Annotated in this window: 19 protein-coding genes; 10 read left to right on the top strand and 9 right to left on the bottom strand. The window is 42.6% G+C overall.

Features of this window, described 5'->3' with window-relative positions; genetic code table 11:
- The first annotated feature begins 96 nt into the window (after positions 1 to 96).
- The 3 genes from PNC201_RS09210 to PNC201_RS09200 all read left to right on the top strand — a co-directional run bounded on the left by PNC201_RS09210 (position 97) and on the right by PNC201_RS09200 (position 3,721).
- Entirely contained in the window at positions 97 to 1,653 is a 1,557-nt protein-coding gene (locus PNC201_RS09210) for a SulP family inorganic anion transporter (protein ID WP_102056870.1), read from the top strand.
- 173 nt (positions 1,654 to 1,826) lie between these two features.
- Positions 1,827 to 2,897, top strand: a complete 1,071-nt coding sequence (locus PNC201_RS09205) for a sensor histidine kinase (RefSeq protein ID WP_010604863.1) — start codon at positions 1,827 to 1,829, stop codon at positions 2,895 to 2,897.
- Positions 2,897 to 3,721: a LytR/AlgR family response regulator transcription factor gene (locus tag PNC201_RS09200; RefSeq protein ID WP_010376983.1), complete on the top strand. Its 825-nt coding sequence runs from the start codon at positions 2,897 to 2,899 to the stop codon at positions 3,719 to 3,721. Before PNC201_RS09205 ends, PNC201_RS09200 begins: the two co-directional genes overlap by 1 nt.
- Before the next feature lie 131 nt (positions 3,722 to 3,852).
- Here the strand turns inward: PNC201_RS09200 and pyk are convergent, their stop codons facing one another.
- The gene (pyk, locus tag PNC201_RS09195; protein WP_102056869.1) at positions 3,853 to 5,286 is read right to left on the bottom strand and encodes a pyruvate kinase; all 1,434 of its coding nucleotides are present in this window, start codon (positions 5,284 to 5,286) and stop codon (positions 3,853 to 3,855) included.
- A gap of 442 nt (positions 5,287 to 5,728) precedes the next feature.
- Between pyk and gndA the strand changes: the two genes are divergently transcribed.
- A complete protein-coding gene (gndA, locus tag PNC201_RS09190; protein WP_010604861.1) occupies positions 5,729 to 7,102 on the top strand; it encodes an NADP-dependent phosphogluconate dehydrogenase in 1,374 nt (457 codons plus the stop codon).
- A gap of 98 nt (positions 7,103 to 7,200) precedes the next feature.
- Here the strand turns inward: gndA and ansA are convergent, their stop codons facing one another.
- Positions 7,201 to 8,211, bottom strand: coding sequence for an asparaginase (gene ansA, locus PNC201_RS09185; RefSeq protein WP_102056868.1), 1,011 nt, complete (start codon positions 8,209 to 8,211; stop codon positions 7,201 to 7,203).
- A 71-nt stretch (positions 8,212 to 8,282) separates the two neighbouring features.
- A complete protein-coding gene (gene sppA, locus PNC201_RS09180; protein WP_102056867.1) occupies positions 8,283 to 10,163 on the bottom strand; it encodes a signal peptide peptidase SppA in 1,881 nt (626 codons plus the stop codon).
- 212 nt (positions 10,164 to 10,375) lie between these two features.
- Here sppA and PNC201_RS09175 point away from each other — a divergent pair, with 212 nt between their 5' ends.
- The 5 genes from PNC201_RS09175 to PNC201_RS09155 all read left to right on the top strand — a co-directional run bounded on the left by PNC201_RS09175 (position 10,376) and on the right by PNC201_RS09155 (position 16,039).
- Positions 10,376 to 12,337 carry an FAD-dependent oxidoreductase gene (locus tag PNC201_RS09175; RefSeq protein WP_102056866.1) on the top strand — a complete coding sequence of 654 codons (1,962 nt, stop codon included), beginning with the start codon at positions 10,376 to 10,378 and terminating at the stop codon, positions 12,335 to 12,337.
- Between the two features lie 63 nt (positions 12,338 to 12,400).
- On the top strand, positions 12,401 to 13,108 hold the full coding sequence (locus PNC201_RS09170; protein ID WP_102056865.1) for an HvfX family Cu-binding RiPP maturation protein: 708 nt from the start codon (positions 12,401 to 12,403) through the stop codon (positions 13,106 to 13,108).
- A gap of 185 nt (positions 13,109 to 13,293) precedes the next feature.
- Positions 13,294 to 13,842, top strand: a complete 549-nt coding sequence (locus tag PNC201_RS09165; RefSeq protein ID WP_010604857.1) for an NAD(P)H nitroreductase — start codon at positions 13,294 to 13,296, stop codon at positions 13,840 to 13,842.
- A 12-nt stretch (positions 13,843 to 13,854) separates the two neighbouring features.
- The gene (upp, locus tag PNC201_RS09160; protein WP_102056864.1) at positions 13,855 to 14,487 is read left to right on the top strand and encodes a uracil phosphoribosyltransferase; all 633 of its coding nucleotides are present in this window, start codon (positions 13,855 to 13,857) and stop codon (positions 14,485 to 14,487) included.
- A gap of 124 nt (positions 14,488 to 14,611) precedes the next feature.
- Positions 14,612 to 16,039, top strand: coding sequence for a M1 family aminopeptidase (locus tag PNC201_RS09155; RefSeq protein WP_010604855.1), 1,428 nt, complete (start codon positions 14,612 to 14,614; stop codon positions 16,037 to 16,039).
- A 68-nt stretch (positions 16,040 to 16,107) separates the two neighbouring features.
- Here PNC201_RS09155 and PNC201_RS09150 read toward each other — a convergent pair whose 3' ends face one another.
- A complete protein-coding gene (locus PNC201_RS09150; RefSeq protein ID WP_102056863.1) occupies positions 16,108 to 18,561 on the bottom strand; it encodes a TonB-dependent receptor in 2,454 nt (817 codons plus the stop codon).
- Between the two features lie 174 nt (positions 18,562 to 18,735).
- Here PNC201_RS09150 and PNC201_RS09145 point away from each other — a divergent pair, with 174 nt between their 5' ends.
- Positions 18,736 to 19,260 carry a YaeQ family protein gene (locus PNC201_RS09145; protein WP_102056862.1) on the top strand — a complete coding sequence of 175 codons (525 nt, stop codon included), beginning with the start codon at positions 18,736 to 18,738 and terminating at the stop codon, positions 19,258 to 19,260.
- 71 nt (positions 19,261 to 19,331) lie between these two features.
- Here the strand turns inward: PNC201_RS09145 and yfaE are convergent, their stop codons facing one another.
- From yfaE to ubiG, 5 genes are all read right to left on the bottom strand, one after another.
- Complete coding sequence (gene yfaE / locus PNC201_RS09140) at positions 19,332 to 19,604, bottom strand: class I ribonucleotide reductase maintenance protein YfaE (protein ID WP_010604851.1); 273 nt, start codon at positions 19,602 to 19,604, stop codon at positions 19,332 to 19,334.
- Complete coding sequence (nrdB, locus tag PNC201_RS09135; protein ID WP_102056861.1) at positions 19,604 to 20,734, bottom strand: class Ia ribonucleoside-diphosphate reductase subunit beta; 1,131 nt, start codon at positions 20,732 to 20,734, stop codon at positions 19,604 to 19,606. The genes yfaE and nrdB overlap by 1 nt, the downstream gene beginning before the upstream one ends.
- Before the next feature lie 53 nt (positions 20,735 to 20,787).
- Positions 20,788 to 23,073 (bottom strand): class 1a ribonucleoside-diphosphate reductase subunit alpha, encoded by a 2,286-nt coding sequence (gene nrdA, locus PNC201_RS09130; RefSeq protein ID WP_102056860.1) that lies wholly within the window; start codon positions 23,071 to 23,073, stop codon positions 20,788 to 20,790.
- Positions 23,074 to 23,428: 355 nt separating this feature from the next.
- Entirely contained in the window at positions 23,429 to 24,076 is a 648-nt protein-coding gene (locus tag PNC201_RS09125; protein ID WP_102056859.1) for an HAD family hydrolase, read from the bottom strand.
- Positions 24,073 to 24,783 (bottom strand): bifunctional 2-polyprenyl-6-hydroxyphenol methylase/3-demethylubiquinol 3-O-methyltransferase UbiG, encoded by a 711-nt coding sequence (gene ubiG / locus PNC201_RS09120; RefSeq protein WP_010604847.1) that lies wholly within the window; start codon positions 24,781 to 24,783, stop codon positions 24,073 to 24,075. The genes PNC201_RS09125 and ubiG overlap by 4 nt, the downstream gene beginning before the upstream one ends.
- Positions 24,784 to 25,003 lie beyond the last annotated feature (220 nt).

The raw sequence follows: 25,003 nt of genomic DNA, 5'->3' as shown, positions 1-25,003 counted from the left end.
TGTGATACAGGCTTGTATCTTATTTGTTAAAGGCGCTGCTTTTTGCTAAAATCCGCCGCCTTTGTGTTCATAGTCAATTCACACCAGAGGATATTGATGTTTAATCTTATCAGCAAAGCGCCTAGCTCTGCTAAAAACGATGTACTGTCTGGGCTTACGGTCGCTTTGGCACTTGTGCCTGAGGCTGTGGCTTTCGCTTTTGTTGCACAAGTAGACCCATTAGTCGGTTTATATGCAGCATTTATTGTCGGTCTTGTGACTTCAATCTTTGGTGGTAGGCCGGGTATGATCTCGGGTGCAACAGGGGCTCTTGCCGTGGTAATGGTGAGTCTCGTTATTGATCATGGTGTCGAGTATCTTTTTGCAACTGTATTACTCATGGGGCTCTTACAAATACTCGCAGGTATATTTAAGCTTGGCAAGTTTATACGTATGGTACCGCACCCTGTGATGCTAGGCTTTGTGAATGGTTTAGCCATCGTTATCTTTCTTGCGCAACTTGGTCAGTTCAAAGTACTTAATAGTGAAGGTGAGCTGACTTGGATGCAAGGGGAAACCCTTTATGTGATGGTGGGCTTGGTAGCATTGACTATGGCCATCATTCACTTTCTACCAAAGCTAACAACTGCAGTTCCGTCTAGCCTAGCGGCAATTTTAGTGGTAACTGGTATTGTTATTGGTTTAGATTTAGACGCTCGTAATGTGCTTGATTATCTGAAAGATATGTCAGGTAACGTAGATGCAACGATTGCCGGTGGTTTTCCTGCTTTCCATATTCCAGAAGTTCCTTGGACATTTGAAACATTTAAAATTATCTTCCCATACGCGCTTATCCTAGCGGCGATTGGTTTGATTGAATCTTTATTAACGCTCACGCTAATCGACGAAATCACCGAAACACGTGGTCACAGTAACCGCGAATGTATCGGCCAAGGTGCGGCTAATGTTACTTGTGGTGTGTTTGGTGCGATGGGTGGCTGTGCGATGATTGGGCAATCAATGATCAATATTAATTCTGGTGGCCGTAGCCGTTTGTCAGGTATCACAGCAGCATTATTACTACTTGTATTTATTCTGTTTGCAGCAAGCCTTATTGAGATGATCCCGCTAGCGGCGTTAGTTGGTGTAATGTTTATGGTGGTATTGGGGACTTTTGAATGGTCAAGTTTTAGATTAATTAGAAAGATCCCTAAATCAGATGCATTTGTAATCGTCTTGGTGTCGGGGGTTACAGTGATTACAGATTTGGCCATCGCAGTTTGCGTTGGTGTCATTGTTTCGGCACTGGTATTTGCGTGGGAGCATGCGAAACATATTTACACCAATAATTATATTGATGAGCAAGGCTCAAAAGTGTACGAATTACACGGACCTCTATTTTTTGGGTCGGTGAAAAACTTTGCAGAGCTGTTTGACGTTAATAATGATCCAGACGACATCATTGTAGAATTTAAACATAGTCGTGTTGCCGATCATAGTGCAATTGAAGCAATAGATACGCTAGCTGAACGTTATAAAAAGGCTGGTAAAACGCTTCATCTTCGCCACTTGAGCCAAGACTGTAAAGTACTGCTAAGTAAGGCTAAAGATCTCGTTGAGCTAGACGGCCAAGCAGATCCTACCTATAAAGTGGCATCTGACAAGCTTGCTTAAGAGCGACAGTTTGAATAGATGAAGATAAATTAACTGGTTAATTTATTTCAAAAAAAGGCACTGAGGTGCCTTTTTTATTTGCGGCAGGGCGTGTAAAAACTGAGACCACCAGCAGTGAATAGAGACGACATGCTGAGATATAATCCAGTTAAGATAGAAGAGGTATAATCATTTTGAAGTGGCAATCACTGGTTGATAACAGGCAGAGATTTTTCTGGGTATTACAAATAGCTGGTTGGCTGGGCTACGCGCTAGTTAACTATATTGGCTCAAAAGTCTTTGAAATGCGGGATATTTATGTATTTGTCATCGCTTTAAATGCCTACGCAGGTTGTTTGATGACCGTACCGCTACGATACCTCTATCGTAAAATTTGGAATGCAACACCGTTGGTGCTGATATTCGTTGTGTTTACGGCGTCATATGTAACTGGAACACTATGGGCGGTCGTTCAGAAGTTTAATCATTGGGAAATTTATCGTCACGGGTATCGACCTGATGAATGGTTTTATTACTTACAGCAGGGACTAGACTCTGTCTATATCATACTCTGTTGGAGTGGACTGTATTTTGGTATTAAGTATTACCAGTTGTTACAAAGTGAGCGTCAAAAGGCGTTGAAAGCCAATACTATGGCCCATGAAGCGCAATTGAAAATGTTGCGTTATCAACTGAATCCGCATTTTCTATTCAATACCCTTAATGCAATTTCGACGCTTATATTGGTTGAAGAAAATAAAGATGCGAATCAAATGGTCTCAAGGCTCAGTGATTTCTTGCGCCATACATTAAATACAGATCCGATAAAAAAGGTACCGCTTGAGCAAGAGTTACATGCGTTGAGACTGTACTTAGAAATTGAAAAGGTCCGTTTTGATGAGCGCTTATCTATTGAGCTTGATGTGACAGAAGAGGCTGAACAGGCGTTGGTACCTAGCTTGATCCTACAACCACTCATTGAAAACAGCATTAAATACGCAATTGCCCATATGGAGCATGGCGGCAAAATTGAAATAAAAGCGCAGGTGTTTGCCAATGAACTACTCTTGGAAGTAGGAGACAATGGTCCTGGCGCAGAACTGGAAGATGGGCAACTGAAAAGTGCACAGGGAGTGGGTTTAGCGAATACCAAAGACCGTTTAAAAACCTTGTACGAAAACAACTATTCATTTGTGCTCTCGGATAATGAGCCAACTGGTTTGAAGGTAAACATTCGCGTTCCATATGAAAGGGCGAAGAAGTAATGAGCAAAATTAGAACACTAATCGTAGATGATGAACCGTTAGCGAGAAAAGGGCTAGCGGTAAGGTTAAGAGATTTTTCTGAAATTGAAGTTGTAGAATTGTGTGGCAGTGGTCAACAAGCAATCGATCTATGCAAATCTGAGGACATAGATCTGGTCTTTCTCGATATTCAAATGCCGAACATGAATGGCTTTGAAGTAGCGAGAGCGCTGAGTGAAAGTGTTAAACCATTGCCTGCTATCGTATTTGTAACCGCGTTCGACCAATATGCTGTAAAGGCATTTGAGATCCATGCGCTGGATTACATCTTAAAACCCGTTGATGACAACAGATTAAAACAGGCGGTGGAGAAAGTGCAAAGCTATTTAAAAACACAACAAGACAATGCGCATAAGAAAAAGCTAGCCAGCTTTGTTGCAGGGATCACTGGTAATAACTGTGAAGAAATCCTTAAAAAACTTGCAACAGGAGATACAATTGAAGATAAAAAATTCCCGGAGTCGCTCGCGGTAAAAGAACAAGGGGAAATCATTCGAGTATCTACATCGTCAATTCAGTGGATTGATGCAGCCGGTGACTATATGTGCTTACACTGTAGCGATGGTCAGACTCATATTTTACGTAAAACAATGAAAGATCTAGAACAAGAGTTAGATCCAACGTTATTTGTGCGCGTACATCGCTCTGCAATTGTTAATACTAAGCAGATTAGTAAACTAGTCACACAAAGCAGTGGCGAGTATTTATTGGTACTTGAGAATGGTCAAGAGCTTAAAGTCAGCCGTAGTTACCGTGACAAAGTAAAGGCCGCACTCGCGAGCTAATAAAAGCGCGAGCTAAAGTGATTTGCACCGTGTTTAGCCTACGGTGACGTAGTGTATTTTATGTGCTTGTACACTTTAGAGTATTCTAAGGAAAGATGAACTAGGCAGCAAGGCTACCTAGTTCAACGCTTTTACACTGTGACGATTTTCAGCGTGTTACTGGCGCCGATAGTTTCCATCTTATCACCGTGTGTGATGATCACTGTGTCGCCTTTTTCCAATGAGCCAGCAGCAACTAGCGTATCAAGCGCTTCGCGAACAGTTGAATCATCTGAGCATTGCGTCGAGTCAAATCTTACCGGATATACACCACGATAGAGTGATGCCTGCCCAAGTGTTGATTGATGGCGAGACAGAGCGTAAATAGGCAATCCAGAACTGATACGAGACATTAATTTTGCGGTATTACCCGATTCAGTTAGTGCGACAATCGCCTTTACTGAATCTAAATGATTCGCAGCGTACATTGCCGACAGCGCGATAGTTTCACAGGTATCGGCAAAACGGCTGTCTAAACGATGTTTAGAGATATGGATCTGCGGTTGAGATTCAGCACCTAAACACACACGTGCCATTGCCGCGACCGTTTGCTCAGGATAATCACCAGCAGCGGTTTCTGCTGAAAGCATTACCGCATCTGTGCCATCAAGCACTGCGTTTGCAACATCCATAACTTCAGCACGTGTTGGCATTGGGTTGTCAATCATTGACTCCATCATTTGGGTGGCAGTGATCACAGTACGGTTTAGTGAGCGGGCACGGCTGATAATTTGCTTCTGTTTACCAACAAGAGCGGCATCGCCAATTTCTACACCTAAATCACCACGGGCAACCATCACCGCATCAGAAGCCAATACGATATCGTCAATCGCTTCTACGGTTTCAACCGCTTCTGCACGTTCGATTTTTGCAAGTAACTGTGCATTAGAACCTGCTTTCTCCGCCAACCCTCTAACGTAACGCATGTCGTCACCACTGCGAGGGAACGAAACCGCAATATAATCCACACCAATTTCAGCTGCTGTGATCAAATCTTCTTTGTCTTTGTCAGTAAATGCAGGTGCTGTTAAGCCGCCGCCTAAACGGTTGATCCCTTTATTGTTCGACAATACGCCGCCAACTTTAACACTAGTGTGAACCAAGTGACCTTGTACTTCTTCAACAACAAGCTGAATAAGTCCATCGTTTAATAACAGCAAATCACCTTGTTTTACGTCATTCGGTAATTCTTTATAGTCGATACCCACGGCTTCAACGTGACCTTGGCCAGGCTCCATTTTTGCATCGAGCGTGAATTTTACACCCACTTCTAAGAACACTTTGCCTTCTTTAAATGTTGAAACGCGGATTTTAGGACCTTGCAAATCTGCAAGGATCGCTACATTTACACCTAAGCGTTTAGCAATTTCGCGAACGGCTTCGGCTCTATTTTTGTGATCTTGAGCTACACCGTGTGAAAAGTTTAGTCTGACTACGTTGGTGCCGGCACGAATGATTTTTTCTAAGTTGTTATCTCTATCCGTCGCTGGCCCCAGTGTTGCGACGATTTTTGTGCGTCTAAGCATCAGATTCTCCTGTTAGCTTATCAAGGTAAGCAAAAACTTATGAATGTGTTAAAAGTAAATCAAAATTGCTGTTTTTTTACACATGCCACATTGTAAAATCACGATTTAACTAATTAGAGCATAAAGAATTATGCAAAACCCTTTTTAACACTCGAATTAAGTTATATGATCTATATGTCATCATTATGACACCGGTGTCAGTGGCCGTCAATCTCGAATATTTTACCTTACAGCTTAGGGGACCATTTGAGATTTATCACAAAATTGGTGAATTCGTGCTGCTGTCACTATATTGCTATACAGTGAATTGTGTTAGCTGTCATATTTTGGGGACTGATATGATACCAGTGAATTGTGTGTCTCGCTGGTCAATCATGGTCGCTCAGGTATAATGCACATACACGAACGCATAAAGTTTTGATGTTACCGAGGAGGAAACTAAATGCAGGTTGCATTAGTTGGTTTGGGTGTGATGGGTAAAAACCTCGCGCTAAATCTAATTGAGAAGGGGATGACCTTAGTCGCTTATGACAAGAACCCCGAAGTAGGTGCGGAATTATTGAGTTGCGCACAGTCGTTAGGTATGGCGGAGCGCTTACACATAGTGTCTGATCTCGGTGATATGATCAGAAGATTAGAGACTCCTCGCTCGATTTTATTACTCGTTCCAGCAGGTGAACTAGTAGATAAAGTTTGTAGCGATTTGGTTGAAGCTGGAGTTGAGAAAGACGATATCATCGTTGACTGTGGTAACAGTAATTACAAAGATGGTATTGCACGTAAATTGAAATATCAGAATAAATTTGAGTTTGCCACTATGGGGATTTCTGGCGGTGCCGAAGGTGCACGCCATGGTCCTGCAATGATGGCAAGTGGTTCAGAAGGTGGCTGGGAGCGTATCGAGCCTTGGTTCGAAAAAGTTGCTGCGAGCTACAACAACGAATCATGTTTCGCGCGTGTAGGGCAATCGGCCAGCGGTCACTTTGTTAAAATGGTGCACAATGGTATTGAGTATGCGTTGATGCAGCTTATTGCCGAGCTTTATCAATTGCTACGCTTGGGGACCGGTCGCTCTCCTAAAGAAGTTGCTGAGATTTTTGAATCTTGGTCTGAAGGTAAATTAAATAGTTATCTACTTGCAATTTCTAGCCACATTTTAAGTCTAGAAACAGATCAGGGCGAGTCTTTAGTCGACCTTATCGACAATAAGGTAGGAGCTAAGGGCACTGGCCTTTGGACGGCGCAAAACGCACTGGAGCTTGGTATTGCCGTACCTTCGCTTGTGGCTGCGGTACAAGCTCGCCATCTCACCAATACTATTGATACTCCAGCTGCAAAAGAAATGACGTATGCGAATAAATCAACGCAAACAATTGAGGTTGATTTAGACGAGTTAAAAGATGCGTTTTATTTTGCCAGTTTGCTATGCTACCGCCAAGGTCTTGCACTGATTAAGGGCGCGTCACGTGCACACCAATGGAAAGTGGATCTCAATAAAACGCTACAAACCTGGCGTGCGGGCTGTATTATCCGAGCTGATTACTTAGACGATATCGCTGAAGGTGTTGAATTTATCGATTCACTTGAGAAACCTGCACTTGCACTACGTAGCATTACAGGTAAAGCGGTGGCGACTGGTTTGTCTTTCCCAGTGCTTGCTGCGACGCAAACTTATATTGCAACACTGAGCACGCCAAGCAACGGACACTTGGTGCAAGCACAGCGTGATTACTTTGGTGAGCACGGTATAAAGACACACAGTGGTGAAACTTGTCACCTTACTGATCTTGTCGATATCGAAGCAAAAGTTAGATAATAATCGACGTTCGGAGTCGTTCGAGCTGATTTAAAAGCCGTGGTGAAGATATCACGGCTTTTTTGTTGCGATACTTTTCGCTTTATTGATATCGATTACTATCGAGTTAGCTCGCCGCGCAGATTGTCTTGCATCAAATGGCGGATCGTTTCAAGCTCAAGCTGCTGGCTAAATAAATAGTGTAGCTTTGTTAAGCACGCTTCTAGTGTCATATCGTAGCCACTGATCACACCACAGTTTAATAACGCATTTCCTGTCGCGTAGCCGCCCATATTCACTTTTCCTTGAATACATTGGGTGAGGTTGATAATTACCACTCCGCGATCGCTGATTGCTTTAAGCTCAGTTAAAAAGTGCTCGTCTTGTGGCGCGTTACCAACCCCGAAGCTCAATAAGATCAGCGCTTTCATCTCGCCACGCGTTAGGTTCTTAAGGATTTCAGTTGAGATCCCAGGATACAAATGCATTACTGCGATAGGTTGAGGTGAAATCTTGGTGACTTGCAAGCTTTGCTCAACGTAAGGGCTTAGCTTCCCTTCGATCAGCTGAATATTGATCCCAGCTTGTGCCAGCGGCGAAAGGTTTGGAGAGGCGAATGCATCGAAGCCATCAGCATGAGCTTTGATTGCTCTATTACCGCGGTAAAGTTTATTGTTGAAAAACAAACTCACTTCGGCAATAGGGTAGTTAGCAGCCAAATACATCGCGTTTAACAGATTTACTTGACCATCAGAGCGCAGTTGTGACAACGGAATTTGAGAGCCGGTCACTATCACAGGTTTAGTTAAGTTCTCAAACATAAAGGATAGCGCAGAGGCAGTATAGGCCATGGTATCTGTACCATGGAGCACCACAAAACCATCGTAGTCGTGATATTTTGATTGAATGTCATCCGCGATAAGCTGCCAGTGATGCGGTGACATATCTGACGAATCAATTAACGGGCAATATTCATGAATATCAAAAAGCGGCATTTCATCGCGAGTAAACTCAGCGTTATTCTTTACCGTATCTGTTAGATATCCTGCAACCGGAACGTAACCACGACTGGATTGCTTCATACCAATGGTACCACCGGTATAGGCGATATATATTTTTTTTCTTTTCATAAAAAAGCCCAGAATAAAATCTGGGCTCAGTATAACAATTACAGCACCACAATTGCAGTGCTTAATCGATTTTACTCAGGTGAAACGTTACACACTAAGCAAAGCGTATAGACATGGTTAGGATCGTTAAGCTGGCCTAACATTTGAGTTTGTAGTGCTATTGTATTGCTAACGCTGTCTAGGGCATTTAATGCAGTTTTTGCGAATATTGATTGCTCAGGTACAAGGGCACTAATGGCACTTTGCACCATAGACGCACCAAATAATTGCTGCATCAGCTTTTCTTGCTCGGTGAGTGTTTGTTCAATAGTGATAACATCATACATCTCTAAATTAGCAAGACTTGCAGCCGCTTCAATGGCATCATTTTTGTTACCTAACTTATCGACTAGGCCAAAATCAAGCGCCTGAGTTGCTAGCCATACACGTCCTTGCGCAACCTCATTAACCGCTGACTTATCAAGGTTTCGCTCATTCGCAACCATGGAAATAAACTTATCATAGGCATCTTCAACGCCCATTTGGATAAGATTTTTATAGCCACCATCTATCCCTCTGAATGGAGATTGGCCTTTTAATTCGGTTGTCGCAACACCATCAGAGTATATTCCTAATGAGTTTGCTGCATTTTCAAAGGTCATTATCATGCCAAATACACCAATAGAACCCGTGATAGTGCTTGGCGATGCCCAAATTTCATTAGCTGATGCCGCAATCCAATAACCGCCGGAAGCTGCAACTGAACCCATTGATGCTATCACAGGTTTTCCAGCGGCTTTTAGTGCAATAACTTCATTACGAATGGTTTCAGAAGCAAACATGCTACCACCGCCGGAGTCAATTCTTAGTACGACGGCTTTCACTTTGTCGTTAAGGCGAGCCTTCTTAAGTAGTGCTGCTGTTGAATCGCCACCAATAGCTCCCGCTTTACGCTTGCCATCAGAGATTTGACCTTTAGCAACAACCACAGCGACTTTCTCGGTAAATGGATTTTCTGCAAACTCTTTAGGCGGTAACGTCGATAGATATTGACTGAACGAGACCTGTTTAAAAGATTTTCCCTTTGCATCAAGACCAACTTCATCGATCAGTTTCTGAGCAAATGCTTGATTGGTGGTTAATGCATCGACCCATTGGTTGTCGATAGCATATTTGGCGGAATCGCCTTGTGCAGCTTCCATTTTGTCTGTTAATGCTGCGAAGGTTTCATCAAAATTAGCCACATCAAAACCGCGGTTTTCGGCTACTTCTGTTTTATATTGTGTCCAAAGCGGGGTGATCCATCCAAGATTTGATTCTTTTGCTTCTGGTGACATATCGCTGCGAATATAAGGTTCAACGGCCGACTTGTATGTACCAACGCGGAAAATATGCTGCGTAACTTTAAGCTTATCAAGCGCCTCTTTGAAATACAGCGGGTACATGCCAAAACCGGTGATGTTAACCCCACCGTAAGGATGTAGAGAAATTTCATCGGCTACTGAGGCGAGATAATATTGAGCTTGAGTGTAATAAGCGCCGTGAGCATAGATTTTTTTGCCTGTCGCTTTGAATTGCGCGAGCGCGTCTTTGATATCTCGTAATTTGTCGAGATGGGCGCTATGAAGACGTTGTAAATCAAGATACATCACTGTAATGCGGTCATCTTGAGCTGCTTTATTGATAACATCAATGACATCATCTAACAAAATTTCACTTGGCTCTTCTGAATCGGCGAAAGCATCACTCATGGCCGCCTCAACTGGGTCAACATAGGTCAATTGTTCGACTATGATACCGTTTAGGTTTAAACGTAATACGCTTTTACTTTCGACCTCAACCTGATCCTCACCAGATACAATGCTTATCACTATGGCGATAAGAATGAATAAAAACAGCAGATTTAGAATTAATCGCCTAGAAAAGTTCAGTGTGGCCCAAATGCCCTTAAAAATATTCGCTATCAGTTTCAAAATGATCCCTTATGCTTAACTTCAATACAACTCTATACATTTATCATATATCAGAGCGAGTTTCATGAATAATAGAAAAACGTAACGAAGTATTTTCATGATTGAAATATCGCCAATGCTGCCAAATTCGTTAATTTCTTTCTTCTTAAGACTTGCCAAATAATAAAAAAACGTTAATGTTCACAGGTAAGACCAGTTTTGTGGGGCGGCAAATGTTAGAACAAGAACTACAACTTAAACATACCAGTTTGCGAAATCGCTTGGTAATGGGATCAATGCATACCGGGCTTGAAGAAGGGTGGCACAACCGAAAGCGGCTCACTGCATTTTATGAAGAACGAGCAAGAGGTGGAGTGGGCCTGATCGTAACTGGTGGTTACAGTCCAAACCTACGTGGTAAGTTGACACCAATTTCTTCTTCTTTTAACTCGTTATACGATGTAATTAAACACAAAGCATACACCGAGGTAGTACATAAACACGGCGGCAAAATTTGTCTACAGTTACTACATGCTGGGCGCTATGCTTATCATCCATTCAACACTGCACCTAGTGCGATCAAAGCACCGATTAATCCGTATAAACCAAAAGCAATGAGCTTAAGTGCCATCAAAGGTACGATTAAAGACTTTGCTCACTCAGCTAAATTGGCCGAAAAAGCAGGCTACGATGGTGTGGAGATCATGGGCTCAGAGGGCTATTTAATCAATGAGTTTATGGCGGGTCATACCAATAAGCGCACTGATGACTATGGTGGTAGCTTAGAAAACAGAATGCGATTGGCAACAGATATTGTAAAAGCGGTTAGAGAGAAAGTGAGCGATAAGTTCATTATCGTTTTTCGCCTGTCGGTCATGGACTTAATCCCAAATGGCTCAACTCCAGAAGAAGTTGTGCTTCAAGCCAAAGCTTTGGTCGCGGCAGGTGTGGATATTCTTAACACCGGTATTGGTTGGCATGAGGCGCGCGTTCCAACAATTGCATCAATGGTGCCTCCTGGTGCCTACCGTGAAGCGTCACATAGGCTAAAACAGGCTGTCGATATACCCGTTGTAGCAGTAAATAGGATTAACACGCCAGATCTTGCTAATGACATTTTAGCCAAAGGTGATGCCGACCTTATTTCTATGGCGCGTCCATTACTGGCTGATCCTGAATTCTTTAACAAATATCAAGAGCAGCGCTCGGAACAAATCAATATTTGCATCGGCTGTAATCAGGGTTGTTTAGACCACGTATTTAAAGGTAAACGAGCAACATGTTTGGTGAATCCACAAGCCGGATTTGAATTGGATTATCCACTTCAGAGTGCCCAAAGGAAAAAACAAGTACTCGTTGTTGGGGCAGGACCTGCTGGGTTGTCTGTAAGTTACTATCTCGCTAAAAAAGGCCACCAAGTTAAGTTGATTGATAAAGGTAGCGAGCTTGGTGGTCAGTTTAATTTAGCGATGAGAATACCAGGTAAAGAAGATTTCCAACATACGCTTAAATACTATGTCAGCGAAATAAATCGCTTAGGCGTTGAGCTTTGCCTAAATACACCATACGAAGAAACAATGGCAAACGCGTTTGATGATGTGGTATTTGCAACGGGTGTAAGCCCACGTATGTCGAAAATAGAATGCGCAGATGGGAAACGTGTGTTTGCCTATGACGAAGTTATTAAAGGTGAAGTAGAATTAGGTAATAAAATTGCTATTTTAGGTGCCGGTGGTATTGGCTTTGACATGGTAGCGTTTTTAACTGAACAGCGAGAACAAACGATCCCTGATTTTAAATCTCAATGGGGAATAGAATGCGAAGCGCAGCCTTCACAAGAGCAAAGGCCGATTTATATGTTAAAACGCTCTGAAGGACGTTTTGGTAAAGACTTAGGTAAGACCACCGGTTGGATCCACAGAGCCGTTGCAAAACACCACAATGTTCAGCAAATTGCAGAATGCGAATATATCAGCTTTGATAATCAAGGTTTGACCGTAAGAGTTGCGGGTGAAGAGCAACTGTTAGATGTCGATACGGTCATTGCTTGTATTGGACAAGTTTCTAACGATAGCTTGTTCGATAAAGAGGTGCTACCTGAAAATCAGCACGTTATCGGTGGGGCTAAACTGGCGGCAGCGATTGATGCTAAGCGAGCGATTGCAGAAGCCCTTCAGGTAGCAAGAAAGATCTAACGAAATAACCCAACCCAATCTGCGGTCTATACTGATAATTCAAACATCAACTATGGATCGCATATGCTTGCCAACCTACTAAAGCCGTATCGGCAACTACAACATTTATCTCAACATTTTTCTGGTATCGCGCCATTACTCATGCGCCTTATTCTCGCGCCAGTTATGATCATTGCAGGTTACAATAAATTAAATTTGGCTAATCCGGACGCGACATTTTTACAACGCCTCCTCGCCGATCCCGATATTGTCGCATGGTTTGGCAATAGTGAATGGGGCTTAGGTTTACCTTTTCCTGACTTACTTGCCTTTCTTGCCGCTTGGACAGAGTTTTTAGGTGGTTGGTTGATTTTGCTTGGCTTGCTTACGCGTTTAGTGTCTATACCGCTCATGGTGACTATGGTCGTTGCTGCAACGACGGTGCATTTGGAGCATGGCTGGTTTTCGGTAACGCCAACAAACCCAGACACCAGCGCCGCAAAAGTATTAGACTGGCTTGGCTTTGACGAAGCTAAAGTGAGCTTAGAAAATAGCGTAGCAGCGAAGCAACGTTTGGATTCAATTAAAGAGATAGTCGAAGAAAATGGCAGACCAAATTATCTCTATGAAAAAGGCAATATTGTTATTTTAAACAATGGAATTGAATTTGCGGCAACTTACTTTGTATTACTACTTTCACTATTTTTTACCGGTGGTGGACGTTATGTCAGTGCTGACTATTGGTTGAGGCTACTTATTGATAGGAAACAACGCAATTTACTTCCAGAGTAAAACGAAATATTGCAAGGATGCTATCCAGAAATCCGTGATGTCACGTGGTCGAATTTAAGGGAAAATGATAGACTACAAGCCACGTAATACCAATTTGCTTAAGTATTTGGTCTATTTCGAGACACGTATTAAGTCAAATTGGTATAATTCACGGCCATTTTGAAGGCACAACACGGGATGAGTTAATGGACGCCATAGAATTACTCTTAACACGCCAGTCAGATAGCAATCTGTCTTTTCCTGGACCTAATCCAGCTCAGTTAGAAATCATTAAAAAAGCAGCACTAAAAGTGCCAGATCATGGTGGCTTAACACCGTTTAGATTTATTACAGTTGAAGAAAAAGGCCGCGAAAAGCTAGGTGAAATCTATTATCAAGCGGCGGTGAAAGAGCTGCAAGAGCAGCGGGTGATAGATAGAGCGAGAGAGCTACCAGAGCGCGCGCCTATGTTGATCATCGCAGTATCTCCTTATCAAGAACATCCAAAAGTGCCTCGTATTGAGCAAATTCAAAGTGCCGGTTGTAGTGTACTTGCTATGCAGCAAGCAGCTTTTGCACAGGGGTTGTCTGGTGTGTGGCGAACGGGTTACTTTGCCCAGAGTCCAGAAGTGAAAAAGCAACTTGGTCTCGATGAAAAAGATGAGATCGTTGGCTATCTTTATTTAGGTACGCCTACGGTGCAGTGTACAAAGCCAGTAAGGCATAAACCAGAAGATTTCTTTAGCAGTTTATAAGGATACGCAGCCATGGCATTACATGTAATTGATCACCCATTAGTTCAGCATAAACTTGGACTCTTGCGAGAGCAGGGTATATCAACCAAAAACTTTCGCGAAATTGTCTCAGAAGTTGGCAACTTACTCACTTACGAAGCAACAAAAGATTTGACGTTGAGCGATCAGGTCATCTCTGCTTGGGATGGTAACGAATTAACAGTTAAAAGGCTGACAGGCAAAAAGATCACCTTGGTGCCAATTTTAAGAGCCGGTTTGGGAATGCTAGATGGCATACTGCAATTGATCCCAGCAGCTAAAGTAAGTGTTGTGGGTTTACAGCGTAACGAAGAAACACTTGAGCCAGTGCCTTATTTTGAGAAGTTGGTGGGCAATATCGATGCTAGACTCGCTTTGGTTATTGATCCAATGCTGGCAACGGGTGGCTCACTGATTGCTACTATCGACATGCTAAAAAAAGCAGGTTCAAAAGAGATCAGAGCGATTGTGCTGGTAGCTGCGCCTGAGGGAGTAAAGTTGGTGGAAGAAGCGCATCCTGACGTTGAAATATACACGGCAGCATTAGATAGCCACTTAAATGAGAAAGGATATATAGCCCCTGGGCTTGGTGATGCTGGTGACAAAATCTTTGGTACGAGAACCTAGCAGGTTTAGTGATTAACAGATTTTGTTTTTTGATCTAAAACAATGATACAAAAAAATATGGTAGTAAAAACATGCCTTCCGCTCTATTTTTGTTAAAACAACAAAATAATATTAAGGATAGACGATGTATTTGCTACGTATTTTCTTGTGGCTAAGCTGCATTTCTGCTTCAGCAAGCGAGCTCCCCAGCATTGAAAAAATAGAAACATTTGCAACCAACTATCATCTCAATCTCAACATACATACACAAACAAGCAGTCTATCTGGCAGCGCAACGATAACGGTTAAAAATCAAGGAACAACACCAACTAGAGTAATCCCATTAAGACTTTATCGCTTGCTTAGTGTTGTCGATATCACTTCGGAAGCGGGTAAGTCCCTCAACTATACACAAGGAGTAGTAAGTAATATTGATGACTCACTATTTCAGTCTAATTATATTAAATTATCGTTATCTGAGGCGCTCCAACCCGATCAACAAACAACTTTTACTGTTAATTATTCTGGCCATATAAAGGGGTATGTAGAAACTGGGATGGCTTATATTAAAGATGACATCACCCCTTTGTTTTCTATTATTCGTATGGACGCATATGCTTATCCGCTCATCACAGTGCCTGATGATAGGGTCAATCGCGCGTCACGCTTTTGGCAGAAGCTGTATAACTACACCGCTAGCATCGAAGTGGATAGCGGCTTAGTAGTAGCAAATGGTGGAATTTTACTAGGCGTAACAGAAACCGATCAAGGACGAAAGGTTTATTCATACAAAAACCAGAAACCCTCATGGAGAATGGACTTCATGGTCGCACCATATACCGTGACAAAAGGGCATGGCTTTAAGCTATTTACGTTACCGGGAAATAAATATGCAACTGACTATATGGAAAAGGCAAAACAAACTATAACATTGTATGAAAGTTGGTTTGGTCAACGTCAAAGCACTGGTGAGTTTAGCTTTATAGAGATCCCAAAGGGGTTTGGTGCTCAAGCTGATGTTACCGCAATTATTCAAGACAGCGAGGGGTTTGTGGAGGTAACTCGTTTGTATCACGAACTGAGTCATCTATGGGACCCACGTTCGAATGAAAGCTACTCACCACGCTGGAATGAAGGTAAGGCTACCTTTTTAGAATATTTAACGGATTCACGGCTGAATAAAAGGGTGTCTTTAAGCTCGCATATGACAAACGTACTAAAACGAGCAAAAAACCAGTTCGTTAAACAGCCTAAATATTTAACGACTGCGTTTGAAGAGTATGGAAAAGCTGGGCTTAATGCCTATTCGGTAGGGGCGCTATTTTTTGCGCTTTTGCATCATGAGCTAGGAGAGGAAAGGTTTAATCATTTACTACGTACTTTTTATGCAGCACATGTTAAAAGCGGAGCATCAACAGGCGACTTTATCCTTGCACTGCGTGATTTGAAAGATCCTAACATTGATTGGATATTATCTCGTTGGGTGAATAGCCATAGGTTCACGCTTGATATTTTAGACGCTACCAACTTTGAGAACTTCATCACGTTGAGTATAAGAAGTAGTAAAATATAAATAATCCAAATAAAAAAGCTACCCACAAGAGGTAGCTTTTTGGCTTCTATAAAAGAAAGGAATCGGTATTAAAAGTAGCCTCTGATACCAAGCTTGATATTCCGACCTGGAAGAGGGGCTTGCTCTTTGATAAACGAGCTATGCACAAAGCCTAGCTCATCTGTTAGGTTATCAAGGTTAACATAACCAACCATGTCACTGCCCATAAACTCAAAGTCATAGTTAAACGACATATCCACTAACGTATAGCCCTTAGTTTCACTTTCATAGCTCGCGATGTTGTCTTGCTTGAAGTAATGTGTCACCGTGAAGTTAGCTGTTAGGTTCTCGTAACTGTGTTCGTAATCGAGACCTAGCTTGTTGCTTGGAATACGTGGTAAATATTCGTCGTTATCTAACTTCGCTGTCAGCGAGTCACCAAACACTTTGACGCGTGCAAAGTTGCTTAGTTTGTAATGGGCATCAAACTCAAGGCCGTATAGCTTGGCATCACTGCTTTCAAACTTAAACACCGGAACAGCGCCTTCATGTGCATGATCCGCCACTTCTAAACCGTGCTCTGGACTATAGATATAGTCTGTTAATGCCTGATAGTAGAAGTTTTCGATGTCGTTATAGAAGAAATTAACGGTATAGCCAAAGTTACCTGAGAACTTTCTAAAGCTAATGTCTAGGTTGTTTGATGTTTCTTGTTCGATATCTTGCGGCTCAAAGTGTAAATGATCACCTTCTAGCTCATAACCAAGCCCTAGTTCATAGGTGCTGGTTGCGATATGAATGCCATTTGAAAGCAATTCGGCGGTTAATGGTGCGCGCTCCGAGCGAGACAGCGAAACAGCGACGTTTTGGCCTTCAGCAAAGTCGTACACGCCACCAATAGACAAGCTTAGATTGGTCATTTCCAGGTCATAAGAAATAAACCCATTATCTAAGTTACCACCATGGCCGTGGTCGTGATCATGATCGTGTTCACCTTCATGGTCATGATCTTCTTCGTACGCTTCCAGTTGATTGCCTTTGCTTGATAACTGGTAGTCTTCAATACGAGCACCTAACTCAAATGTGAAGTCTCCAAAACGACGTTCTTCAAGGATGTAAAGTGCGTGCGTTTTGGTATTGGTCGATGGCGTGAAAGCTTCTGCACCGTTTGCGGCGTAATCGCTGTCGGAGAAATGATAACCAACAGTGCCGTGCCACTCTCCTAAGCGGTGCTCTGCCGTTAAGCGTAACTCAGTTGTATCATTTTCAAATACAGTACCTATGTTTCCATCTTCAATTTCAGCGTGTTCGTAATCGGTGTAGCCGACACGTAGGCCAACAGATTCAAGCCAGTCACTGTGTACTGCATAATTTACAAGCCCTTGCCAACGGTCTTGTTTTACTCGAGCAAATACGGATTCTTCTTCGTGGTCATGCCCTTCCTCTTCATGCTCGTGATCATGGTCATGACCAATATGAGAGTGAGCAGGAATACCATAGTCCGTATCAACACGGCCATAAGAGAAACCAACGGTCAGATGATCGCCAACGTAACTTGTACCTAAGTTAAATTGCTCAGAATCGATAAAGGTATTGTCGACGCGATTGGCGTACTCTGTTTCATGCTCTTCTGCTTCGTGGGCATGATCTTCGCCTTCATGTTCATGCTCGTGTTCTTCATGTTCGTCGTGTGGAAGCGCGAAATTAGGGGTTTCATAATCACCACCTTTACGCTTAACGCCATCGAAATGGAAGTTAAATCCGTCAAAGCCGGATTCTAATAATACCGCAAAGGTATTGGTATTTGAGTTGGTATCATGGCTATAGTCGGCAGCGCCCTGAAGGCTATCGATCACGTCTGTCGGAATACGATTATCAACAACATTAACCACACCACCGATTGCACCTGAGCCGTAAAGTAGGGTTGCAGGACCTCTTAGCACTTCAATTTGCTGCGCAGCCAGCGAGTCATTAGTGTTGGCGTGATCTGGGCCAACGCGCGAGGCATCGCTACTGTCTAACCCGTTTTGCGTGATTTTAACCCGAGGACCATCTAAACCACGGATGATAGGGCTTGAACTCACCGGACCAAAGTAACTAGCATTGATCCCTGGTTGGCCTTTTAGTGTTTCACCCAGTGTTGGTTTGGCACGGTTTTTTAGCTCATCCCCACTTAATACACTGACCGGAGAGGTCATTTCCATACTATTTTTATGTAGGGCAGAAGAGTAAACAACAATGCTCTCAACAGATGTTGGTTTTAGTTCGACTCGAACAAATCCTTGGGCTTCATCTACATCTACACGTTTATCAAGATAATTAGGCTTAGTAACGTGTAATTGAGAATCAGCATCTATTGCAATGGTAAATTGGCCATTCTTATCTGATTTAACTGACTTGCTTTTGCCATGAAGATGGATGGTTACATTACTAAGTGGTTGATTGTTTGCGTCAACAACTTTACCTGTTAGTTGTGCAGCATAAGCTGGCGCTGCCCCGATTATTGAAATTAATGCGCTGGCGATAAGAGACTGCTTAAACATATTTTATTACCACGAGTTAGATTATGTATTGAACGAGTGAGCCTATTCGGCTAATAGAGTGATAATATAACACTACAAATTTGGAGGATCAATAACGTTATACTATAACTTAGTTATTGTTGAAATTAGAATTACAACTATAGTTAAGGAACAAGTCAAAGTGAGCACAACGTAATGAACAAGCCATTTGTCTTCAAGGCAAGGATTAAGGTTGCTGACTTATTTCACCATAGCCACCATGAAGAAGCATTTACCACCGCCATGTTGTCAAAAGAAAGTAGTGAGCACTTTGCGATGAAACTGCTTGGGATATGCGCACTGTCTTTTGATAAGCCGGCAAAGTGGAGCAAGGCGGAGAAAAAACATTGGCCGGACGTATGGCTAGAAGACGACAACGACCAGGTTGAAGTCGCTTTGTTTATTGGTACCTTAGAGGTCGATGAGATACTCAAGTATGAAAAGCTTTATGCTAAGGTTGTGGTGTTGTGTGCTGACGGTGAGCAATGGTTTGAAGAGCGTCGAGCGCAATTACAGTTTATTGGATCTTTCTCTGTGTTTAGTATTCCCACGGACTTTGTGGTTGAATTGTGTGAAATGCTGACGCGAAGTTTACATTGGGACGTGATTTTTGAAAATGGGGCGATGAGTGTTACTGATAGTGAACACTACATTCGTACTCAAATTACCAAGCTGATTTAACGCACTAGTTAACCTAAACTCGGGATAACGGCTGCTAGAGAACAAGTTGTTATGTCGCGGATTTTGGTTATTTACGGCAACTCTATTTTAATATGGCTTGTGGGTCTGCTACAGCACAATAAAATTTCCCCATCTCTCACAAAAGCAAGTGGCTCGTTCGCGTACTGTGTTTGTCCTTCGATGAGCTTGGCGCGGCAAGCACCGCAAAAACCCTCGCGGCATTGATAGGGGACTTCAATATTTGCTGCTTCAAGGGTTTCGAGTATCGAAGACGAAGAAGCCACATATTCCAGTGGCTCCTCAATATTCTCAACCTGAATTAGGAAGGATGGCTTTTCAACCATTACAAGTCGAAATCGCCAAAGTCAGAGGCATCGACTTCAGAGTCGATTTGTCCAACAAGATATGAGCTGATCTCAGCTTCCTGTGGTGCAACCTGAACATTGTCAGAAACAAGCCAAGCATTGATCCACGGAATAGGGTTCGATTTGGTCTCAAATTGCGTTGGTAAGCCAACCGCTGACATACGAATATTTGTGATGTACTCAACGTATTGACACAAAATATCTTTGTTCAGGCCAATCATTGAACCGTCTTTAAACAGATACTCAGCCCATTCTTTTTCTTGCTCAGCTGCTTCAACAAACATCTTAATTGCTTCTTCACGGCATTGTGCTGCCACGATAGACATTTCAGGGTCATCTTTGCCTTCTTGCATGATATTCAGCATATGCTGTGTGCCAGACAAATGAAGCGCCTCATCACGAGCAATTAGCTTGATGATCTTTGCATTACCTTCCATAAGCTCGCGCTCAGCAAAAGCAAATGAGCAGGCAAAGCTCACGTAGAAGCGGATTGCTTCTAAGATGTTTACCGACATGATGCAAAGGTACAGGAGCTTTTTCAGCTCAAACAAGTTTATGACGACCGTTGTGCCATTAATTTCATGCTTGCCTTCACCGTACTGATTATAAAGGCTTACCTTTTCAATCAGTTCATCGTAATACTTGGTAACTGCATCCGCACGTTCAACAATTTTGTCATTGCCCACGATGTCATCAAAGATTAACTCAGGGTTTTGCGTCACATTACGAATAATGTGAGTGTAAGAGCGACTGTGAATAGTTTCACTAAACGCCCAAGTTTCGATCCAAGTTTCAAGCTCAGGGATGGAGACGATCGGCAAAAGCGCAACGTTTGGAGAGCGACCTTGCACACTGTCTAGCAATGTTTGATATTTTAGGTTGCTCAAAAAGATATGTCTTTCGTGCTCAGGAAGTGCCTGAAAGTCCAATCTATCCTTACTTACGTCTACTTCTTCTGGACGCCAGAAAAACGATAATTGCTTTTCAATTAGCTTTTCGAAAATAGGGAACTTCTGTTGGTCGTAGCGAGATACATTAACAGTTTGTCCGAAAAACATCGGTTCTTTTAATTGGTCGTTATGATTTCTGCTAAACGTAGAATATGCCATAAATGTGTTACTCAATACCTAAAAAAGCGGGTGATGACCACCCGCATAAAAAGTTATATCTTACAAGCGCCGCCTTCACAACCATCGTCTTCTGCTTCTGGTTTCATCTCATCTTGAGCATCAGAAGCACCGTCGCGGGTGTTATGGTAATAAAGTGTTTTAACACCAAGTTTGTATGCGGTGAGTAAGTCTTTTAGCAATAGCTTCATAGGAACTTTACCTGCTTCAAACTTACTTGGATCATAATTGGTATTTGCAGAGATAGTTTGATCGATGAACTTCTGCATAATACCAACCAGCGCAAGGTAACCATCGTTAGATGGAATATCCCAAAGTAGTTCATAGTTGTTCTTGAGGCGGTCGTACTCAGGTACAACTTGCTTCAAGATACCATCTTTACTTGCTTTAACACTGATATGACCACGAGGTGGTTCAATACCGTTTGTCGCGTTTGAAATTTGCGATGATGTTTCCGATGGCATCAAGGCTGACAACGTTGAGTTACGCATACCGTGTTCTTGGATACTTGCTCTTAACGCATCCCAGTCAAGGCGTAATGGCTCTTCACAGACTTTATCAAGGTCACGCTTATAGGTATCTATTGGCATGATACCTTGTGAGTAGGTCGTCTCGTTAAACTTAGGACAAGCGCCGCGTTCTTTTGCTAGTTCATTCGATGCTTTCATCAGATAGTATTGGATCGCTTCAAATGTTCTGTGTGTTAGGCCGTTAGCACTACCGTCTGAGTACTTAACACCATTCTTTGCGAGATAATAAGCAAAGTTAATCACACCGATACCCAGTGTACGGCGTCCCATCGTTGCATTGTACGCAGCAGGAACAGGGTAGTCTTGATAGTCTAATAGGTTATCAAGTGCGCGAACCGCAAGCTCTGCTAACTCTTCTAGCTCATCTAAAGACTTGATAGCACCTAAGTTAAACGCTGAAAGCGTACAAAGTGCAATTTCACCTTCAGGGTCATTTACATGGCTTAACGGCTTCGTTGGTAGTGCAATTTCAAGGCATAGGTTTGACTGGCGGATCGGTGCAACCTTAGAGTCAAACGGGCTGTGTGTATTACAGTGGTCAACGTTTTGTAGATAAATACGACCGGTGCTCGCACGTTCTTGCGCAAACATTGAGAATAATTCAATCGCTTTAATGCGTTTCTTACGAATAGACTCATCTTTCTCGTACTTAACATACAGTTCTTCGAATTTATCTTGATCTTCAAAGAATGCGTCGTAAAGACCTGGCACATCTGATGGACTAAAGAGCGTAATATAGTCGTCTTTAATTAGGCGGCTATACATGGTTTTGTTGAACTGCACGCCATAATCTAAATGACGTACGCGGTTTTCTTCAACACCACGGTTATTTTTTAGTACTAATAGGTTTTCAACTTCAAGATGCCAAAGCGGGTAGAATAGGGTCGCCGCGCCACCACGTACACCGCCTTGAGAACAGCTTTTAACAGCCGTTTGGAAGTGCTTATAAAACGGAATACATCCAGTGTGGTACGCTTCCCCATTTCTGATTGGGCTACCAAGTGCACGAATACGGCCTGCGTTAATACCAATACCGGCACGCTGACTGACGTATTTTACAATCGCAGAAGAAGTCGCGTTGATTGAATCTAGGCTATCAGCACATTCAATCAGTACGCATGAGCTAAACTGACGTGTCGGCGTACGAACACCAGCCATAATTGGCGTTGGTAATGAAATTTTGAATGTTGAAACCGCATCGTAGAATCGCTTAATGTAATCTAGACGCGTTTCTTTCGGGTAGTTTGCAAACAGGCTTGCAGCAACAAGAACATATAAGAACTGCGCACTTTCATAGATCTCACCCGTTACACGATTTTGTACAAGGTACTTACCTTCCAACTGCTTAACGGCTGCATAGCTGAAGTTCATATCTCGGCTATGGTCGATGTAGCTGTTTAGCTCATCAAACTCAGCTTTTGTGTAGTCGGTAAGAAGGTGCTGATCATAGCGCTTGTCTTCAACCAGCTTTACCACATGGTCGTGTAAGTGCGGCGGCTCAAAACAGCCATAGGCTTTCTTACGCAAGTGGAAAATAGCCAAACGAGCGGCTAGATACTGATAATCTGGAGACTCTTTTGAGATCAGATCGGCTGCAGCTTTAATAATCGTTTCGTGGATATCACCAGTACGAATACCGTCATAAAACTGGATGTGTGACTTTAATTCAACCTGAGAAACTGAGACGTTATCTAGGCCTTCTGCCGCCCATGTAATGACACGATGGATCTTATCTAGATCTAACGGTTCTTTGCGACCGTTTCTTTTGCATACAGATAGCTGTTGGTTCATGTTATGTGCCTGTATTCCTTAGGAACGCGCTTTAGATATCGCACGAATATAAAATTGTTTAGCAAACCACCACTATATATGGTGCCCTAGTGGCTAGGGATCACAAGATAGTGGGGTTGACGTGAATTTGCAAGAGAACAACTCGGGCAGAATTGTGGATAAGTTTGGGATAATTTATTTATGTAAGTGTCCACTAACCTATGACAATCCACTTATCTGCCCACAAAGAAAAATCAACAAAAAGATGATGCTTTTCAGCAAAAATAAAAAAAAATTCTAACTGATTTTTTTCTACACAAATTCGTATCTATTATAGCAAAAACACAATATATGGTGTTTTATTTTTTTATCGACACTAAATATGCGATAACGTGTCTAATGGGTTAGTAAGATAGAGATCCGCATGCCAAGACTTAGCTTCGGATTCAGATGGAATGAATCCCCACATTGCTGCTGCACTAATCATTTTTGCGGATTTTGCAGCAATAATATCTCGCTCAGCATCACCAACATAAATACACTGCTCAGGTGACACCCCCAATTTTGACGCCACTAACAGTAAAGGCTCGGGATGAGGTTTGGCCACCGCCAGTGTATCTCCGCATACTACTGTCTCGATCTTTGCAAGTTCAGGGATCTGTTTTAGTAGCGGAAGCGTTAAAAACTCAGGTTTGTTCGTCATGATCCCAACCTGAATCTCTTTTTCTAAAAGTGCCGCTAATAACTCACCAATTTGCGCAAAGCATTGGGAATGTACTGATAAATTCTCCAGGTAGTAGTCGAGTACACCCTGCCGTAATATTTGAATGTCGTAGTGCTTTAATGACTCACCAAATCCTACTTGCAACATCGCTGCTACGCCGTTTGAAATCGCACTGCTATAAACCTGTTTGCCGACAATAGGCATTTTATTAGCAGCTAAAACGTGGTTTAGTGCGGCTCCTAAGTCATCACTGGTATCCAGCAAGGTGCCGTCTAAATCAAATAGTACCGCCTGGATCATGCCAGCTTCTCAAAGTGTAGAATGTAGTTAACTGAAACGTCTTTAGTTAAGGTAAATGTTTTGCCGATAGGGTTGTAGTTAATCCCTGTCGCCGCCCTAACTTTGAGGTCGTATTTTTCAGCCCAATCAATTAGGGTCGAAGGGCGAATAAATTTATCATGCTCATGCGTGCCTTCAGGAACCATTTTAAGCAGTTTTTCTGCGGCGACGATAGCCAGTAAATACGCTTTTGTAGTTTTGTTTAAGGTAGAAAAAAATACATGACCGCCGGGCTTAACTAGCTGTGCGACTGAACGAATAATGGATTCTGGGTCTGGTACGTGTTCTAGCATTTCCATGCAAGTTACTACATCGAACTCACCTTGGTGCATGGCTGCGAATTCTTCCGCTGGCACTTTTTGATAGTCTACGTTAACGCCGACCTCTAATGCGTGGAGCTTTGCGACGTTAAGCGGCTCTTGCCCCATATCGATACCGGTTGCATTTGCACCCAGCTTAGCCATGCTTTCTGTCAAAATCCCGCCACCACAACCGACATCTAATACTGTTTTTGCGAATAGGCCTTCACACTTATCGTTAATAAAGTCCAACCTCAACGGGTTAATGTCGTGTAATGGTTTAAATTCTCCCTCTCGGTCCCACCAGCGCTCTGCTATTTCTTCAAATTTAGCGATTTCATTAGGGTCTACATTTTGATGTTCGGTCATAAAAAACTTCCTCGTCGAATTGAGCGCATTATAAAGGGGATTAGATAAAAATAGCACCTGTAAAACGGTAAAAAGTGTGTTAGCATGCTTGACGAATTTTATAATAAACAAAGCCCCCGCTGATACTCTGAGGCAATTCGGCTATTTTTTGAAGTGCGTTTAATTGGCGCTTCAGCAGAAAAAGCAATTTGCTATTCAGATAGCATCTCAACACAAGTTG

The organism is Pseudoalteromonas sp. NC201 (genome assembly GCF_002850255.1).
Taxonomy (GTDB): Bacteria; Pseudomonadota; Gammaproteobacteria; order Enterobacterales; family Alteromonadaceae; genus Pseudoalteromonas.
This window is presented reverse-complemented; position numbering and strand designations above follow the sequence as displayed.